20 protein-coding genes are annotated in these 16,879 nt (G+C 39.2%); 16 read left to right on the top strand and 4 right to left on the bottom strand.

The genetic code is table 11. From position 1 onward, the window contains the following. The first annotated feature begins 25 nt into the window (after window positions 1–25). The gene (locus NSQ54_10920) at window positions 26–1,246 is read left to right on the top strand and encodes an EAL-associated domain-containing protein (protein ID WYP24850.1); all 1,221 of its coding nucleotides are present in this window, start codon (window positions 26–28) and stop codon (window positions 1,244–1,246) included. 24 nt (window positions 1,247–1,270) lie between these two features. Next, on the top strand, window positions 1,271–1,573 hold the full coding sequence (locus tag NSQ54_10915; GenBank protein WYP24849.1) for an iron-sulfur cluster biosynthesis family protein: 303 nt from the start codon (window positions 1,271–1,273) through the stop codon (window positions 1,571–1,573). Between the two features lie 2 nt (window positions 1,574–1,575). Here NSQ54_10915 and NSQ54_10910 read toward each other — a convergent pair whose 3' ends face one another. Together NSQ54_10910 and NSQ54_10905 are read right to left on the bottom strand one after the other, a co-directional pair. Further along, window positions 1,576–1,875 carry a YppG family protein gene (locus NSQ54_10910; GenBank protein WYP24848.1) on the bottom strand — a complete coding sequence of 100 codons (300 nt, stop codon included), beginning with the start codon at window positions 1,873–1,875 and terminating at the stop codon, window positions 1,576–1,578. Window positions 1,876–1,887: 12 nt separating this feature from the next. Then, complete coding sequence (locus NSQ54_10905) at window positions 1,888–2,283, bottom strand: hypothetical protein (GenBank protein WYP24847.1); 396 nt, start codon at window positions 2,281–2,283, stop codon at window positions 1,888–1,890. Between the two features lie 66 nt (window positions 2,284–2,349). Between NSQ54_10905 and NSQ54_10900 the strand changes: the two genes are divergently transcribed. From NSQ54_10900 to NSQ54_10890, 3 genes are all read left to right on the top strand, one after another. Then, on the top strand, window positions 2,350–3,294 hold the full coding sequence (locus NSQ54_10900; protein ID WYP24846.1) for a dipeptidase: 945 nt from the start codon (window positions 2,350–2,352) through the stop codon (window positions 3,292–3,294). 195 nt (window positions 3,295–3,489) lie between these two features. Continuing rightward, window positions 3,490–4,233 (top strand): SurA N-terminal domain-containing protein, encoded by a 744-nt coding sequence (locus NSQ54_10895; GenBank protein WYP24845.1) that lies wholly within the window; start codon window positions 3,490–3,492, stop codon window positions 4,231–4,233. 150 nt (window positions 4,234–4,383) lie between these two features. Beyond that, the gene (locus NSQ54_10890) at window positions 4,384–5,289 is read left to right on the top strand and encodes a chemotaxis protein (protein ID WYP24844.1); all 906 of its coding nucleotides are present in this window, start codon (window positions 4,384–4,386) and stop codon (window positions 5,287–5,289) included. A 287-nt stretch (window positions 5,290–5,576) separates the two neighbouring features. Here NSQ54_10890 and NSQ54_10885 read toward each other — a convergent pair whose 3' ends face one another. Further along, complete coding sequence (locus tag NSQ54_10885; protein WYP24843.1) at window positions 5,577–5,699, bottom strand: hypothetical protein; 123 nt, start codon at window positions 5,697–5,699, stop codon at window positions 5,577–5,579. A 161-nt stretch (window positions 5,700–5,860) separates the two neighbouring features. Between NSQ54_10885 and NSQ54_10880 the strand changes: the two genes are divergently transcribed. From NSQ54_10880 to qoxD, 8 genes are all read left to right on the top strand, one after another. Further along, complete coding sequence (locus NSQ54_10880; GenBank protein WYP24842.1) at window positions 5,861–6,160, top strand: HesB/YadR/YfhF family protein; 300 nt, start codon at window positions 5,861–5,863, stop codon at window positions 6,158–6,160. A 22-nt stretch (window positions 6,161–6,182) separates the two neighbouring features. Beyond that, window positions 6,183–7,061 carry a UV DNA damage repair endonuclease UvsE gene (uvsE, locus tag NSQ54_10875; GenBank protein WYP24841.1) on the top strand — a complete coding sequence of 293 codons (879 nt, stop codon included), beginning with the start codon at window positions 6,183–6,185 and terminating at the stop codon, window positions 7,059–7,061. A gap of 15 nt (window positions 7,062–7,076) precedes the next feature. Continuing rightward, on the top strand, window positions 7,077–7,595 hold the full coding sequence (gene msrA / locus NSQ54_10870; GenBank protein ID WYP24840.1) for a peptide-methionine (S)-S-oxide reductase MsrA: 519 nt from the start codon (window positions 7,077–7,079) through the stop codon (window positions 7,593–7,595). Window positions 7,596–7,700: 105 nt separating this feature from the next. Further along, complete coding sequence (locus tag NSQ54_10865; GenBank protein WYP24839.1) at window positions 7,701–8,876, top strand: alpha/beta hydrolase; 1,176 nt, start codon at window positions 7,701–7,703, stop codon at window positions 8,874–8,876. Between the two features lie 318 nt (window positions 8,877–9,194). Beyond that, window positions 9,195–10,169 carry a cytochrome aa3 quinol oxidase subunit II gene (qoxA, locus tag NSQ54_10860; GenBank protein ID WYP24838.1) on the top strand — a complete coding sequence of 325 codons (975 nt, stop codon included), beginning with the start codon at window positions 9,195–9,197 and terminating at the stop codon, window positions 10,167–10,169. A 37-nt stretch (window positions 10,170–10,206) separates the two neighbouring features. Beyond that, complete coding sequence (qoxB, locus tag NSQ54_10855; GenBank protein WYP24837.1) at window positions 10,207–12,153, top strand: cytochrome aa3 quinol oxidase subunit I; 1,947 nt, start codon at window positions 10,207–10,209, stop codon at window positions 12,151–12,153. Beyond that, entirely contained in the window at window positions 12,154–12,771 is a 618-nt protein-coding gene (qoxC, locus tag NSQ54_10850) for a cytochrome aa3 quinol oxidase subunit III (protein ID WYP24836.1), read from the top strand. Window position 12,772: 1 nt separating this feature from the next. Then, the gene (qoxD, locus tag NSQ54_10845) at window positions 12,773–13,084 is read left to right on the top strand and encodes a cytochrome aa3 quinol oxidase subunit IV (GenBank protein WYP24835.1); all 312 of its coding nucleotides are present in this window, start codon (window positions 12,773–12,775) and stop codon (window positions 13,082–13,084) included. Between the two features lie 47 nt (window positions 13,085–13,131). Here the strand turns inward: qoxD and NSQ54_10840 are convergent, their stop codons facing one another. Continuing rightward, window positions 13,132–13,410 carry a spore morphogenesis/germination protein YwcE gene (locus NSQ54_10840; protein ID WYP24834.1) on the bottom strand — a complete coding sequence of 93 codons (279 nt, stop codon included), beginning with the start codon at window positions 13,408–13,410 and terminating at the stop codon, window positions 13,132–13,134. A gap of 227 nt (window positions 13,411–13,637) precedes the next feature. Between NSQ54_10840 and NSQ54_10835 the strand changes: the two genes are divergently transcribed. The 3 genes from NSQ54_10835 (at window position 13,638) to NSQ54_10825 (ending at window position 16,876) form a co-directional block, all read left to right on the top strand. Next, the gene (locus NSQ54_10835; GenBank protein WYP24833.1) at window positions 13,638–14,966 is read left to right on the top strand and encodes a S8 family peptidase; all 1,329 of its coding nucleotides are present in this window, start codon (window positions 13,638–13,640) and stop codon (window positions 14,964–14,966) included. Between the two features lie 57 nt (window positions 14,967–15,023). Continuing rightward, window positions 15,024–15,299 carry an acylphosphatase gene (locus NSQ54_10830; GenBank protein WYP24832.1) on the top strand — a complete coding sequence of 92 codons (276 nt, stop codon included), beginning with the start codon at window positions 15,024–15,026 and terminating at the stop codon, window positions 15,297–15,299. A 224-nt stretch (window positions 15,300–15,523) separates the two neighbouring features. After that, window positions 15,524–16,876, top strand: coding sequence for a sodium:alanine symporter family protein (locus NSQ54_10825; GenBank protein WYP24831.1), 1,353 nt, complete (start codon window positions 15,524–15,526; stop codon window positions 16,874–16,876). Window positions 16,877–16,879 lie beyond the last annotated feature (3 nt).

Below are 16,879 nucleotides of genomic sequence, written 5' to 3'. Positions count from 1 at the left end.
TATGTTGTGTGTGAGGAGGGGTTGAATGGATCCTTTAGATGTCATGATGGAAAAAGATAATGTCGTACCTTATTTTCTTCCCATCTTTAACGCTGAGAAGCAAATTGTTGTGGGGTACGAGGTTGTAGCAAGACTTAATGCACCAGATGGGGTTAAAAGAATAGGATGGTTTTTTGGCGATAAAACCATTCCCTCTGAATACCGAAATGAACTCGACGATCACTTGCAAAGGCTAGCACTAGAGCATTACGCTGCTTCGAACTTTAAAGGAGCTATGTACTTTAACTACGATGCTAGACAACTTATAAAGGATTCTGGAGAAAGCTTTTTAGAACGGATTCAACCGTATATTGAAGATCAAACGATTAGTTATAATCAAATTATTTTGGGATTAGATGAAAAAGATATTCACTCTTATTATGCAGAGATTAAGCATGTTCTTTCCTATCTTCAAAGCTTAGGGATTCGAATTGGAATTGATAATGTAGGGCAAAGCAGTAGTCATATGGATCAAGTTGCCATGCTTCATCCTAATGTCATTCGTGTGAACGTTTCTTTTTTAAATCAGGATTCGCTTCCACATTTATATGGGGATGTTCACCAATCTCTTACAATGCTTTCTCGTAAGATTGGAGCAACACTATTATTTGATGGAATCTCAACCTTTAATCAATTAAACTATGCTTGGCGAAATGGAGCCCGTTACTATCAAGGCCCTTACCTTCTACCTGCCTCAAAAGATTTAGTGTTAGAGGATGTATGCAGAGAGCGGATGCAAAAAGACTTCCAGCACTTCATTACGTATGAACGTAAGAAGATGCAAGCACAACTTGAACTTTCAAACGAATTAGGACATTCACTACGTGCTACATTAAAACAAACAAAAAGCACGGGAACATTAGATGACCTCATCTTAACTGTCGCAAAAGAGTTAAGTGAGTATGTTTTTCGAATTTACATCTGCAATGAAGAAGGGCTTCAGCAATCCTCTAATGTGGAAAAGGATCTGGAAGGTGCATGGCAGCTAAAAAAAGAGGGTCTGTATAAAAACTGGAGCTGGCGACCGTATTTTCTTGAAAACATCGTTCGCATGAATGTTGAGAAAAAAGGAATATTGTCTGATTTATACACTGATATTGAGCGAGATGAGCAAATACGCACATTTGCATACCCTATCTCTGATTCGTTGTATATGTTTATGGATATTCCTTATGAGTTTTTATTTGAGCAAAATGATTTAATTTAAGCTTTTTAAGAGAGGTGTTTTACTATGGACATTACTGTTACTGATGCGGCAGCATCTTCTTTTCAATCCATTCAGTCGGACAAAGCGATACGAGTTGTAGCACGAGATACATTTGAATGCAGTACCATGATTGAATTTTACTTGCAGCTTGATGATCCTGTTGAATCAGAAGATACAACTGTCCGGCAAGCGGGCCAACAGTTTATTTACAACAAAAAAGCGAGCGATGAAATTGGCTCGCGAGTAACCATTGATTATAAGCCTACACAGGGATTAAAAATGGTGAATCCAAATCAAACGCTAGCATATGGTTTAACCCTAAAGTAAGGCTATCTAAGAAAGTATGAGCCAACCTTACGAACATATGGGGAAACCTGCTGTACCGTTTTAATGACTTGGTCCACCGTTTGAGCGGTTCTGGATACATCAAATTGACCGTCGTCTGATGTGAAAGCTTTTTTGATAAACCCGGTACGTGATACGGTTTGATTCGGTGAATACATGCCAGTTGTCTGCTGACGTACACCTGCCCGCATTCTTCTCCCTTGATTTGGGTAATAAGAGGGATGTCTTCCTTGAGTAGGGAAGTTTGGGTATGGGTGACGTCGGCTTTGATTGTTATGAAGCATGGTTTAACCTCCTTAATCGATGGATATGGATTGTCTGTGGCGTTTTATCGTAATTCGTAGTAATCCGTCCTTATAATTTGCCTTAATATCTTTTTCTCCGTAAACAAATGGGATTGATACAAGTCGCTCTTTTTCGACTGATTGTTCAGAATATTCGCTCGACATCACTCGGATAGCAAGTGCGTGCGGCAAAGCTTCTAGGCGAATTAATTGCTTATCTACTCCAGGTAATTCGGCAAAAATAATAAAGGCTTCAAGTGTTTCCTCAGTACGTACAGGAATGGATTGTGCAAATAATGGCGGAGCTTGAAATCGTCGATACGTTTGATGAAAAAAGTCATCAATCGATCGCATTACATCTTGATACCCTCGTGAATTCTTAGCATCATTTGTATTATGCTCACTCATGTAAACTCCTCCAATAAAACATTCTAATTATGTCTATGTAATAAGACTTTGAAAGGTGCTGATGGAATGAACCAAAATTCCTCTTCTTTTAACGTAACGGATACACATTGTGATGTATTACTAAAGTTATGGATGAATCCAAATCAATCCTTTAAAGACAGCGAGCAGTTGGACGTGACATTAACAAGACTAATGGACGGAGGAGTCACACTTCAATGTTTCGCCATTTTCATTGAACCATTTGTTAAACAAGAACTGAAATTTCAAGCAGTTCTTGAACAAATCCAGCTTTTTCATCAAAAAGTGATTCAACCCTATCATCAAATGAAACATGTGAAAAAGTGGTCAGATCTTTCTTTATTAAAGGAAGGAGAAATTGGTGCCATTCTTACACTGGAGGGGATGGATGCAGTTGGTTCAGACGAGTGGAAACATCATTTTCTAATTGAACAAGGGATTTTATCGGTAGGATTAACATGGAATGAAGCAAATCTTGTTGCCGATGGTATTGAAGAGTCTAGAGGAGCAGGCATTACTGATTTCGGGAAACGAGTCATTGAGAATCATAATAAACATAAGGTGCTAACGGATGTTTCTCATTTAAGCGAGAAAAGCTTCTGGGACACGGTAGAGTTATCTCAATATGTCATTGCAAGTCATTCAAATGCATCAGCTATTTGTGGGCATAAACGAAATTTAAATGATGAGCAGGCAAGAGCGTTATTCAAGAACGACCGATACATGGGTCTAGTTTTTTTACCGAAGTTTCTATCAGACACCGAAGAAGCAACGATAGACGATGTAATTCGGCATATTGAACATTTATGCGCACTAGGTGGAGAAAAGTCAATTGGCTTCGGTTCAGACTTTGATGGAATCTCAACTTACGTGGATGGGCTTGAACACCCGGGCCGATATCCAGCTTTTATTGAAAGGCTATCAAAGTACTACTCCGATGCCCAAATTAAGCGATTTTGCAGCGGAAATTTTCTAAGGTCTCTACCCAATTAGGCAGTTTGTTATTTCACACTATTTTTGATAATTAAGGAAGTTTAGTCGTTGAAGCGTGGTGTGTCAGGGATTTTAGCATGCTTGTTTTTGATACGATTACACATTTTAATCCTTCCATTCATTATGAGTTTATCGCCTTGTTCAACCTGTGGTACACTGCCTCTAGATGCACGTAATGAAAGGGGCCTTTAAAAAATGCAAAACAAATTTATACTTGGAATTTCTGCTTTTGCTCTAGCTGTAGGATTAGCAGCTTGTTCTGGTGAGACAGATGAAAATGCTGAGAGTCAGAACGAGCAAAATGAATCACAAACAGAGGAACCGACTATAGCTGAAACAAACTTTGAAGACATACCTGATGTCGTAGCTACAATTAATGGTGTAGATCTATTAAAAGACGACTTTGTGGTTGAATACAATCAAGCAAAAGAAGAACAATTAATGATGGGCGGTCAGGTTGATCCATCTTCAACAGAAGTGGATGATCAGCTAAAAGACCAATCTGTTAATTTCTTAGTAGATTCTGAACTTCTAATGCAAGCTTCTAATGAGGAAGATGTTGAAGTGACAGATGAGGAAGTAAACGCACAGCTTGATCAATTTAAAGCGATGTATCAGGTTGAATCAGACGAAGAGTTGGAAGAACTTTTCGGTGATAATAATGTAACAATTGATGAATTCAGAGAGAATATTAGAGAAGGCATGAAGCCACAAAAATACATCGAGCAGAAGGCTCAAATTGAAGATCCAACAGATGAAGAAATTCAATCGACCTATGATGAAATCATTGCCGCGGCAGATGGAGAAGAAGAACCACCAGCTCTTGAAGATGTTGAAGATACGATTGCTGAACAGTTGAAAGCTCAAAAGACGTCTGAAGCAGCAAGTGATATTCTTGAAGAGTTAAGAGAACAAGGTGATGTTGAGATTTTTGTTTAAGAAGATGGACCACGCATCCACTGAACCTCATTCAGTGGATGTTTTTTTGTGCTTTTGCTTAACTTCGCGCGTCTTTCTGCCGAAGATAGAGAAGAGGATAGTCTGCTGGAATCTGACTATACAAGAGCCTATAAAAACGGGGGAAACGAAATGACCCAAATGTCACAGTCAAATATATTGTTAGAGAGTGGTACCAATGAACTCGAGCTTGTTATGTTCGAGATTGGTAAAGAGACGTACGGGATTAACGTATTAAAGGTAAGAGAAATCGTTCAGCCTGTTGATGTAACTGCAACACCAAATCGTCATCCGTATGTAGAAGGAGTTATTCGCATCCGGGATGAAATTATTCCATTAATTGATTTGTCCGTAGTATTGGACGTGAAAGATGCTGGAGAAGCAAGTACTCACAAATTTATCGTGGCCGAACTAAATAAATTAAAGGTAGCATTCCGCGTACATAATGTGTCAAGAATTCACCGCGTCTCTTGGGGACAGGTTGAAAAACCTAATGAATTGTCTCAAGGGGCACATAGTCATGTTACCGGGATTGTAAAAATGGAAGACTATGTAGCCTTTATGCTTGATTACGAAAAAATTGTCGTTGAAATCCATCCAGATGCGGGAATGAATCGATCATCTATTCATTCCATAACTCCTCGTGACCGTGGAGGCAAGCATATTGTCATTGTTGAGGACTCTGGAGTACTACGCCAGTTGTTGCAAGATACACTTACTGAAGCCGGCTATACCAAACTAACGACGTTTGAAAATGGACAACTTGCATGGGATGCTCTTAGTGACCAAGGGGCAATTAGCAGTAAGATTGATTTAATCATTACCGATATTGAAATGCCACAAATGGATGGACATCATCTTACCAAGCGTATTAAAGACCATCCATCTTATGAACACACACCTGTTGTCATTTTCTCTTCTATTATTTCTGAAGATTTGTATCACAAAGGAAAAGCAGTTGGAGCGGATGGCCAAATCAGTAAACCCGACATCGTTAAGCTGATCGAATTACTTGATACTACGCTACAATTAAGTTAGGGTAAATTCCATAAATAGACGTTGAGACATAACTAAAAAATCAATTAGAAATGGCGAATGATTCAATTGCAGAATCATTCGCCATTTGTGTTATAACAAAACGAGCGGAGGGAGAACCCGAGACTCCTACGGAACAGAACGCGGTGAAGACACTGTAGCGGCGCTTTTCCCGCGAAAGGGGCTGAGGCCGTTCTTGTGGGTGCGAGGGATTCTCCTGTAGCGGATTTGGTGCTATGTTCGTGTATTACTATCTACCTTAAGGTTTTATCTTAGCCTCGCTTTTTATTTTACGCTTTTTTCTTAGGGTTCTGAGTAGATAGGGTGGATAGCCATTGATTTTTTTGTTCCTTAGTTAATCCACCGAACGAATGAAGAATCGTTGCGTATCCGACAGCTTTTTTATAGTTCATGACCCGTCACTCCTTAAACTTATTATTTACTTCAAAATATGCAATCAGGCTAAAAAGTTTCCTTAGGGAAAGTTAATTGGGGTATTGCTTGTACGCTTTCATGGTTTTTTGGCCTATAAATTGATATGATAGGATAACGATAGTGATAGGAGAGGATTACCATGAAGATAGAAGTAACCAAACCAGCCGTACGCTGGTTCAAAGAACAATTTGATACAGAGGAGAATCAGTACATCCGTTTCTTTGCTCGATATGGAGGATGCGGTTCATTTCAAAGTGGCTTTTCACTAGGAATTAGTCAGGAGCAGCCAGAGCGTCCATTGGCTGAATATAAAATAGACGATTGTATTTTTTATGTTGAAGAGCAGGATGCTTGGTATTTTGGGCAACATAACCTTAAGGTGAAATATAGTCGTACAAAAGATGAAATTGAATTTGAATCTCAAGAGATTACGTCATAATTGTTAAAGAGGGAGTTTTACCATGCGTCTTGGATATCCATGTCAAAACTTAAGTATACCGACCGTTTTTAAAACATGTCGTTTAAAAACGATGCAGGATAAAGGGATGTCAATCATTAAAGAGCTTACGTTACATAATATTGACCAACTCAAGAAAGTTCTCGAGTGGAATATCGACCATGACATTTTCTTTTTCCGGATTTCGAGCGATATGATTCCATTTGCGACTCTTCCTGAAATGACTTGGGAGTGGCAAACCGATCAAGACGTAAATACAAAGCTCGATGAGATTCAAGCGTTACAGAAAAAGCATGACTTAAGACTTTCCATGCACCCAGGGCAATACTCGGTATTAAATTCCCCTAGAGAACACGTCGTTGATAATGCTAAAAAAGACTTACAGTATCATCATGACTTTCTACGAGCTGTGGGCGGAATTGATATGATCATTCATACAGGTGGCGCATACGGAGATAAGGAAAAAGCGAAAGAGACGTTTAGTAACGTATTTAAAACGTTACCTGACTCCGTAAAGGAATTGATTAGACTTGAGAACGATGACAAAGTCTTTCATACTCAAGATGTTCTAGATATTTCTGCCGTGTGCGGAGTGACGATTTGCTTCGATATTCATCATGAGATGTGTTTTGGTCGCACGACTGATGAATTAAAAGAGCTTTTTACATCGGTCAAACAAACGTGGGAGCACACGTCATATCATCCAAAGGTTCACATCAGTTCTGGTAAGCGATCAGAGACAGATCCTGCGCACGCGGATCTTATTCGTATAGAGGAATTTGAGAGGCTGATGGAAGTCGTTCAAGATACGGTAATCGATTGTATGTTAGAAGCAAAATTAAAAGAAAAAGCGCTGTTTTCGTTAAGAGAAGAGCTTGCATAGTTAAGGAGAGAGAACATGGAGAGAGCGACATTTGCAGGAGGATGTTTCTGGTGTATGGTTCAACCATTTGATGAACAGCCAGGAATTCACTCAATCGTTTCGGGTTACACAGGTGGATCTGTACAAAATCCAACGTACAAACAAGTAAAAACGGGCGAAACTGGACATTACGAGGCTGTTGAAATTGTGTTTGAACCCGATGTGTTTTCATATCAAAAGCTATTAGACTTGTTTTGGGTTCAAATTGATCCAACGGATGCTGGTGGACAGTTCCAAGACCGCGGCGATCAATATCGAACCGCTATATTTTATCATACGGAAGAGCAAAGACAACTAGCAGAGCAATCAAAGCAGCAACTTGAAGACAGTCAGCGATTTGCGAAACCAATCGTGACAGAAATACTACCAGCAGATACATTCTATCCTGCAGAAGAAGAACATCAGGATTTTTACAAGAAAGAACGGAAAGCGTATAAAGAGGATCGTAAACAATCGGGTAGAGATGAATTTATCGAGGAGAATTGGAACAATTAACACTAAAATATGTGACATTCTAAATAAATCTCTTGTAATCTCTTCCACAATACATTCATTCTGCTATACTGAGTAGCATAATCTATTGTTTAATGGAGGAGATGTTTGTTGAAGGCTTTTTTCCGTAAAGGGTTGATCCTTGTTGCCTCAATGACTCTAGGACTCATTATGATTTTGCTTACAATGACGATTACAGTACAAGCATGGACTAATACAGAGGCTGGCAAAGTTCCGGTCAAAACAGCTGTTATCCTGCATGCTGTTGCGAATAACCTTTTGCCAACTGATCTTAAAGCTCCATCTTTTTTGGCAGCAAAAGGGTCCTCTCGGTTTGATCGAGCGCTTGTTGATATACCAACTTCTGATTCAAGTACAGTGACAGCTCGAATGTATCAACCGAAAGAGCCTGGCCCACATCCTGTCATCCTTTATTTTCATGGAGGAGCATTCATGAAAGGTTATGGCAATATTGATACTCACGATAATATTGTACGCTCACTTGCATCTAGAACAAACAGTATTGTTGTTGCAGTGGAGTATCGATTAGCACCTGAGTTTCCCTTTCCAACAGCTATTCAGGATGGATATGATGCCTTAAATTGGGTTGTAAGCCACGCGGACACATATGATGCAGATGTAAACAATATTGCGGTTGTAGGAGATAGCTCTGGTGGAAATGTCGCGACATCCGTCGCTATGATGGCAAGGGACCTTAATGGACCATCTGTGAAAGCAGAGGCCTTATTATATCCACTAACAACATTTCTTGATGATGATTTCTATTCGCGTGATCACTACTCAAGTGGTTATTATCTGCTATCAAGAAATGTGATGGAACTTGCAAGATCAACCTATACACCAGATGAAGAAATGTGGACGTCGCCATACAGCTCACCACTTGAAGCGGATGTAAGCAACATGCCTCAGACATTTATTATTACGGCGGAATTTGACCCATTACGTGATGAGGGTGAGGCGTATGCAAATAAGTTGGCGGCTGCTGGAGTACCGGTAGAAGCCACTCGGTACAATGGCACGATGCATGGATTTGTTTCTTTCTTTGAGGTGATGCAAAGTGGTAACTACGCCTTAAATGATACGGCGGCATTTCTAAATGAAGCATTTGCCGACGAGAGAGTGAATAAGCCATATCAGCTCACTTACTTTAATCAAGGAAATTTAACATCCTCGCTTCGAGATGAACTTGAAGCATACACGATTGGAAGTTATTTAATTAGTAAACAGGCCTTATCGATGTTCCCTTTTAATGTAGGGAAATAAGATAAGGCTTTTTAAGGATAAAAAATTGTACTTTTCACTCGAAATATGTCACAATCATAAAGTCTTTTGCATATTTACTTTCTGACTCATTACATAATTATGGTGAATTTCGGGTAGTGTTTTATTATGAGTCATTTATTTCCAATTATGTGGCAAAGTCAGTAAAACACACCACAAAATTTGTGATATTTTTGTGAGAGTTTGTGTAAATGCTACCCTTACGTGTCATGATTTATGGTAGGATAAAAGCAATGAAAGGTATGTTCAAGGGTTCACAAAAGTTAATGCAATTACGTCTTAGGAAGAAGGGTGATACCTTTGCTGAAAAATGGTAAGTCTCTAAAGTGGCTAGCGTTTCTTGCGTTGAGCCTATTTTTGAGCGGATGTGGAAATATGACAGTGCTGGATCCAAAAGGCCCAGTTGCAGAATCGCAAGCTTGGCTCATTTGGTTCTCTATTGGATTCATGCTATTAATTGTTCTTGTAGTCTTTATTCTACTAACAGTTATACTAGTCAAATATAGAGAACGAGAAGATCATAAGGGTTATCAACCCGAGATTGAAGGAAGTCACAAGTTAGAAATTATTTGGACGATCATACCTGTCATTATCGTTATTATTCTTTCTGTACCGACAATCATGACAATCTTCGAGCTTGAGGAAGCTCCTGCTGCGACAGCTCATAAAGAACCCGTTGTCGTACATGCCACAAGTGTAAACTGGAAATGGATTTTTAGTTATCCAGAGGTAGGGATTGAAACAGTTAATTACTTGAACATCCCTACTGACCGTCCAATCTTATTTAAATTGACATCTGCTGATTCCATGGCAGCATTATGGATTCCACAGTTAGGTGGTCAAAAATATAATATGGCCGGAATGGAAACACAACTGTACTTACAAGCAAATGAAGTAGGAACGTATGCAGGACGAAATGCAAACTACACAGGTGAAGGGTTCTCTGAACAAAAGTTTGATGTGGTTGCATTAGAGCAAGGCGATTTTGATGCTTGGGTGGAAGAAACACAATCAGATGCCCCTGAGTTAACTCAAGAAGAGTATGACAAACTGATGGTGCCAGGTTCTTCTTCAGAAATGACATTTAGTTCAACACATTTGGACTGGGTGGATCATTCAACTGATGCAGAATATGCAATTAACGCTTGGGAGCGTATGGGATATGAACCACTTAATCCACACTCTCGTGCCGGTAAAGCGTATGAGATGCCTGCGTTAACACAATCAGATTCTGGAGAGATAGAAGGGTTTGAAAGTCAAGCTGCTAACGAATAGCAAGTGAAGTACTTTCAAATGAAAGGGGACGCTACTTTTGAAATGGGATGAATTTATTATAACTGGAGATCCGCTAATTTTAGGCGCCCAAATCTCCATCCTGATTTCTGCCATTGGAGCCGTGTTTGTGCTCACATACTTTAAAAAGTGGAAATGGCTTTGGGATGAGTGGATTACGAGTGTTGATCACAAAAAATTAGGGATTATGTATATCTTAATTGCGATCTTAATGTTTTTCCGTGGAGGAATTGACGCATTAATGATGCGTACGCAATTAGCTGCACCAAACATGACATTTTTAGATTCTCTGCACTACAATGAAATCTTTACCACACACGGTACGATCATGATTATTTTCATGGCGATGCCTTTCTTGATCGGTTTAATGAACGTTGTGATTCCACTTCAAATTGGAGCACGAGACGTTGCATTCCCGTTCTTGAATAACTTGAGCTTCTGGACATTTGTCATTGGTATGGGATTATTCAATATCTCCTTTATCATTGGTGGATCTCCATCTGCGGGTTGGACCAGTTACATGCCACTCGCTTCAAATGAACTGAACCCTGGTCCTGGACAGAACTACTACTTACTAGGACTGCAAATCTCAGGAATTGGTACACTAGCAACTGGTATTAACATGATGGTTACAATCTTTAAGATGCGTGCCAAAGGCATGAAACTTATGATGATGCCAATGTTTACGTGGACAACATTAATCACTTCAATGATTATTGTTCTTGCCTTCCCGGTATTAACAATTGCTTTAGCCGAAATGACGTTTGACCGTCTATTCGGAACACATTTCTTTAACTTAACCAACGGTGGTATGCCTATGCTTTGGGCCAACCTATTCTGGATTTGGGGACACCCTGAAGTATATATCGTTGCATTGCCTGCGTTTGGTATCTTCTCAGAGATTATTACAACATTCTCTAAGAAGCGTTTGTTTGGATATAACGCAATGGTTTATTCTATCGTTGCGATTTCAGTATTAAGTTTCCTTGTTTGGGTGCATCACTTCTTTACAATGGGCTCAGGCGCCGTTGTTAACTCATTCTTCTCGATTACAACGATGGCGATCTCCATTCCAACAGGGGTTAAAATCTTTAACTGGCTTCTTACCATGCATAAAGGACGGATTACATTCTCGACACCTATGCTTTGGTCAGTTGCGTTTATTCCGAACTTTGTTATTGGTGGGGTAACAGGAGTTATGCTTGCAATGGCTGCTGCTGACTATCAATATCACAATACGTATTTCCTAGTTTCACATTTTCACTATGTACTAATCGCGGCTACTGTATTTGCCTGCTTCGCTGGGTTCATTTATTGGTATCCGAAGATGTTTGGTTATAAATTAAACGAGCGTATTGGTAAATGGTTCTTCTGGATCTTTGTGGCTGGATTTAATATTTGTTTCTTCCCACAATATTTCTTAGGACTAGATGGAATGCCTCGTCGTATTCACATCTATGGTGTGGAAGACGGTTGGTTTGCACTGAACTTTATTTCAACGGTCGGAGCCTTTATTATGGGTCTTGCCTTTATTATCCTTGTTTATAATATCTACTACAGCTTCCGTTACTCTCCAAGAGAGACTACAGGAGATGCATGGGGTGGACGTACATTGGAGTGGGCAACTTCTTCTGCGATTCCGCCACATTATAACTTTGCTAAGGTTCCAGAAGTTACAGCAATGGATCCTTACTGGGATATGAAAGAAAAAGGAATTGATCCTAATAAGATCGACAAATACGAAAAGATTCACATGCCTAGTAATACAGCTGTTCCATTCGTTATGGGATGTTTCATGTTCCTCGCAGGATTTGGACTTGTCTTTGAATGGTTCTGGATGGGTATTGTAGGTGCAATTGGAATCTTCGCTTGCATGGCTTACCGTTCATTTGATTATAACGATGGGTACTATGTAAGTGTAGAGGAAATTGAAGAAACTGAAAAACGTGCAAGGGAGGCGAAGTAAATGGCACATGCCCAAGACGCAGAATACGCCAATGAACCGCTTGAATTCCAATCAGCTGAAGGTCGGAATAATATTCTTGGCTTCTGGATTTTTATCGGAGCAGAGTTCGCCCTTTTCTCGACGCTGTTTGCGACATACTTTGTACTAGTGAATCGAACAGCTGGTGGAATAACGGCTGATCATTTGTTTGACTTACCGCTTGTTTTGATTATGACATTCCTTCTTTTGACTAGTAGTTTTACATGTGGCCTTGCCATTCACGCCATGCGTGCAGGAAAAGTAAAGCAGTTAATTACTTGGATGGCTATTACGCTAGTACTTGGTTTAGGATTTGTTGGCTTTGAAATTTATGAGTTCTGGCATTATGCTCATGAAGGAGCTACATTATCAACAAGTGCATTCTGGTCTGCATTCTTTGTTTTACTTGGGACACATGGACTACACGTATCCATTGGTATCGGCTGGATTATACTGCTTCTGATTCAGGTAAAACGTCGTGGGTTAACACCACGTACAACGTCAAAAGTTTTTATTGCGAGTCTTTACTGGCATTTCCTTGACGTAATCTGGATCTTTATCTTCACAGGTGTTTACCTGATGGGTCTGGGGGGATTGTAAGATGAGTCAAAATAAATCACATACTCCTTGGTCGCATATTATTGGATTTCTTGGATCCATCCTATTAACGCTTTTTGCAGTATGGATTGCATTGTATACAGATTTATCTACACTTGCTAAAATCATTGTGATCTTTCTGTTTGCTTTTGTTCAAGCTGGCGTTCAATTGTTTATGTTCATGCATATTCGTGAGGGTAAAGATGGCGTGACACAAGCAGGTCATACGATCTTCGCCATTTTTATTGCTGTAGTCATTGTTATCGGTTCTTACTTTGTATTAGAATTTGGTATTCATTTACCTCAGCATCAATAAGAAAAAGCCACTTAATCTTTGGATTAAGTGGCTTTTTTGTTGTTTAATTATACAAGTCGTTTTGGCTGACGCTCAAGACGTTTTGCTTTAATGAATGGCATCCCGTAAAGCACAATCGCAGCATAGTGAGCTAATACAACGTTAACTGAAAACGTAAAGATAAACCAAGCTTCAATCCACCATGTTGGATTGATTATATAGATCGCTCCGAGAATCCACAATGCAAAGATTCCTGGAATACTTGCAATAGCAAGTTTGCGATACTCAAGCCATAGAAATAAAGGAGTAGCACTAGCAACAAACATGTAGAAGAAAAAGATACCCATCGTCATCAACTCCTAAGCAAATTGGTTATAGCTAATATATGAACGTTCCGTGTCTAAGTTGTGTCTATTTTGTGATATTTGTAGTATACCCTATAGTTCCGTTTTTGAAAACCCTTACATTTTATTTTTTTAAAAGCCCTTTATCTTTTTATGTGGACAATCATCCGATCGAATCTTCCAAGTGTTCATAACTTGTAGTGAGGGGTGAAAAGGGATGGGGGGATTTTATGTTTCATTATTCATTGGTTAGACTAGTAAGGTGTTATTCAAACAAACTGGATAAACCATTACGAGACAAAATACTCAGGCTTTATAAACCCTTACGACTCACACCACGTTTTGTTCATTCTTCAATTGATAAAACAATGTGGCATCATCAGAAATTATCCGTTATTATCGAATTCGAGAAAACGAACTTTTTATCTCAAGTAATTGTCATGGACCATTTGTTATCAGCTCACAACAAATGTTCTGTCCGAAATCGATTTTCTAGTATTTTCTGTTATAGTGCTGATGTTACCCCAGATCGTTTGTACGAACTGTTATCGGTTTTCTCTACTATTAAAAAAGTTTACTTAAATAGAAAAATTATAGCCCTTCCCAAAAGTGAAGTGTATACCAAGTCAAGTGTGTCCTATAAGCATCCACAGCACACATTTACAGGTAAAGGTGTAACCATAGCAATTGTAGACACGGGAGTATTTAAACATGATGACTTAAAAGGTAGAATCAGTGGCTTTGTTGATTTCATTAATCACCGAACGGAAGCTTATGATGACAATGGTCATGGTACACATTGTGCAGGTATCGCAGCTGGTAACGGACACCACTCTTATGGGGATTATCGGGGTGTTGCTCCTGAGGCTAATATTATTGGAGTGAAGGTGCTCGATCATAAGGGAACTGGAACAATTGAAACAATTATTCAAGGGATTGAATGGTGTATTAACTACAACCGAGAAAATCCAAATAGACCGATTCATATTCTATCGATTTCTCTAGGTATTCATGCAACAAAATATCAGACAGAACTTGATGATCCAATTGTAAAGATTGTAGAGGAAGCATGGAGAGCCGGAATGACTGTTGTAACAGCTGCAGGTAATAGTGGACCCGATCCTTATACTATCTCAAGTCCAGGAGTTAGTGAACAAATTATTACGGTAGGTGCAATGGACTCAACTCATTACTTCGAACAGAAAGAATCAAATACAGCATCCTTTTCAAGTAGAGGCCCTACGATATATGGAAAACCAAAACCTGACTTACTTGCACCAGGTGTTGATCTTGTATCTTTAAGAGTGCCAGGCTCTTCTATTGATCGATCACAAAAAGCACATCGAGTGGGAAAGTACTACACGAGAATGTCTGGAACCTCGATGTCCACTCCATATTGTGCAGGTGTTTGTGCCCTGTTTCTACAAGCCAATAATCAACTCACACCTGCTATAATTAAAAGACTACTGATTGATGGGGCTTCAACCTCACATGTAGGATCAATCGGGCAGGTTAATATTGAAAATTCGCTTCACCTTTTAAAGAAAAAAGATGTTTAAAAAGATGTTTAAAAAGATGTCTAAGCGGACATACAAAAGGAACGAGGAGTGTGCTATATGATTCAACGATATCATTTAAACATTGAAGGGAAGGTTCAAGGCGTGGGTTTTCGTTTCTTTACTCAGCAGCAGGCAATTGAGTATGACCTAGTTGGATGGGTAAAGAACAAATCAAACGGTTCGGTTGAAGCTGAGGTTGAAGGGGATGAACAACAAATTGATTCTTTCTTAAAATCGATCAAAACAGGAAATCGATTTGCTAAAGTTAATCAAGTCCATCAACAACAACTGAATGAATTGAAATCAGAAAAATCATTTAAGGTTATTCATTAACACAAACTAGACTAGTGATTCTTAAATAGAATCACTAGTCTTTTTTTATGAAAGATAAAGTTTCTTTTTAAGATTTCTATCCAAAAATTTGATTTTTTCTCAATTTTTAAAAGGAGATTGAGGTTTCTTGTCGAATAATTTAACAAATAGATTGACGGGGAGGTACGAAATACGTAGAATTTAGTCTTATAGATGTTACAGTTTAGTGACGAGAGGAGAATTGGATGGACTGGTTCAGTAATTTAGTAGGTGCAATAGGTGACATTGTTTGGGGTCCTGCCACTCTTATTTTAATTGTGGGAACTGGTGTTCTCCTTACGGTGAGATTAGGACTTTTACAGGTTTTTCAATTACCTTATGCGTTAAAGCTTGTTTTTACAAAATCAGATAAAAATAGTGAAGAAGAGGGAGATATCTCTCATTTCCAATCACTAATGACTGCAATGGCAGCTACACTTGGGATTGGTAACATGGCTGGGGTCGCTTCGGCCGTCCTACTCGGAGGGGTTGGCGCAATCTTTTGGATGTGGGCCGCAGCTTTCTTCGGAATGGCAACGAAATATGCAGAAGCAATTCTTGCAGTAAAATATCGGGTAGTCAACGAAAAAGGTGAGATATCCGGTGGTCCGATGTATTACATAGAAAAAGGTTTAGGCTGGAAATGGTTGGCTGTACTATTTGCATTATTTGGCTTTCTAGCTTCATTTGGGATCGGTAATATGACGCAGGTTAATACAGTAGCTGGAGCTCTTAGTTCCAATTTTGGTATAACACCTTGGATTACAGGAGTGGCACTTGCTGTTCTAACTGGTTTAGTCTTGCTTGGTGGAATAAAAAGTATAGGTAAATTTGCTTCTGTTATTGTACCGTTTATGGCCATTTTTTACATAGTTGGCGGCTTAATTATTATTCTTTTAAATATTAATCTAGTACCTGAAGCGTTTGCGATGATTTTTAAGGCTGCCTTTACTGGGGAATCCGTAGCGGGTGGAGCGATTGGTACAGCGATTCGATATGGAGTTGCCAGAGGGGTATTCTCGAATGAGGCTGGACTAGGATCTGCACCGATTGCAGCAGCGGCTGCTAAAACAGATTATCCTGGTCGTCAAGCATTAGTATCCATGACTGGAACGTTTTTAGATACAATGATTGTATGTACGATCACTGGTTTAGTCATTGTAATGAGTATTATGCAGTTTGGTCTTGGAGACACAAACCAAGACATTTTAACAGGAGCAGCATTTGAATCCTTCTTACCGGGATACGGCGGTTTGATCGTAACAATAGGTATTATCTTTTTTGCCTACACAACCGTTCTTGGCTGGTCTTACTACGGAGAAAAGTGTTTTGGCTACTTGTTCGGCGATCGAAATGCGTACATCTATCGTACCATTTATGTACTAGTCGTCTTTGTCGGAGCTGTCTCTCATCTTGAGATTGTTTGGAACATTGCTGATATTTTTAATGCATTAATGGCTATTCCAAACTTAATTGGTTTGATCTTCTTATCTGGGGTTGTTGTACATGAAACAAAGAGATTCCAAGAATTTAGAAGAGGAGAAAGACTAGAGCCATAAAAA

The organism is Alkalihalobacillus sp. FSL W8-0930 (assembly GCA_037965595.1).
Lineage (GTDB): Bacteria > Bacillota > Bacilli > Bacillales > Bacillaceae_D > Alkalicoccobacillus.
This window is presented reverse-complemented; position numbering and strand designations above follow the sequence as displayed.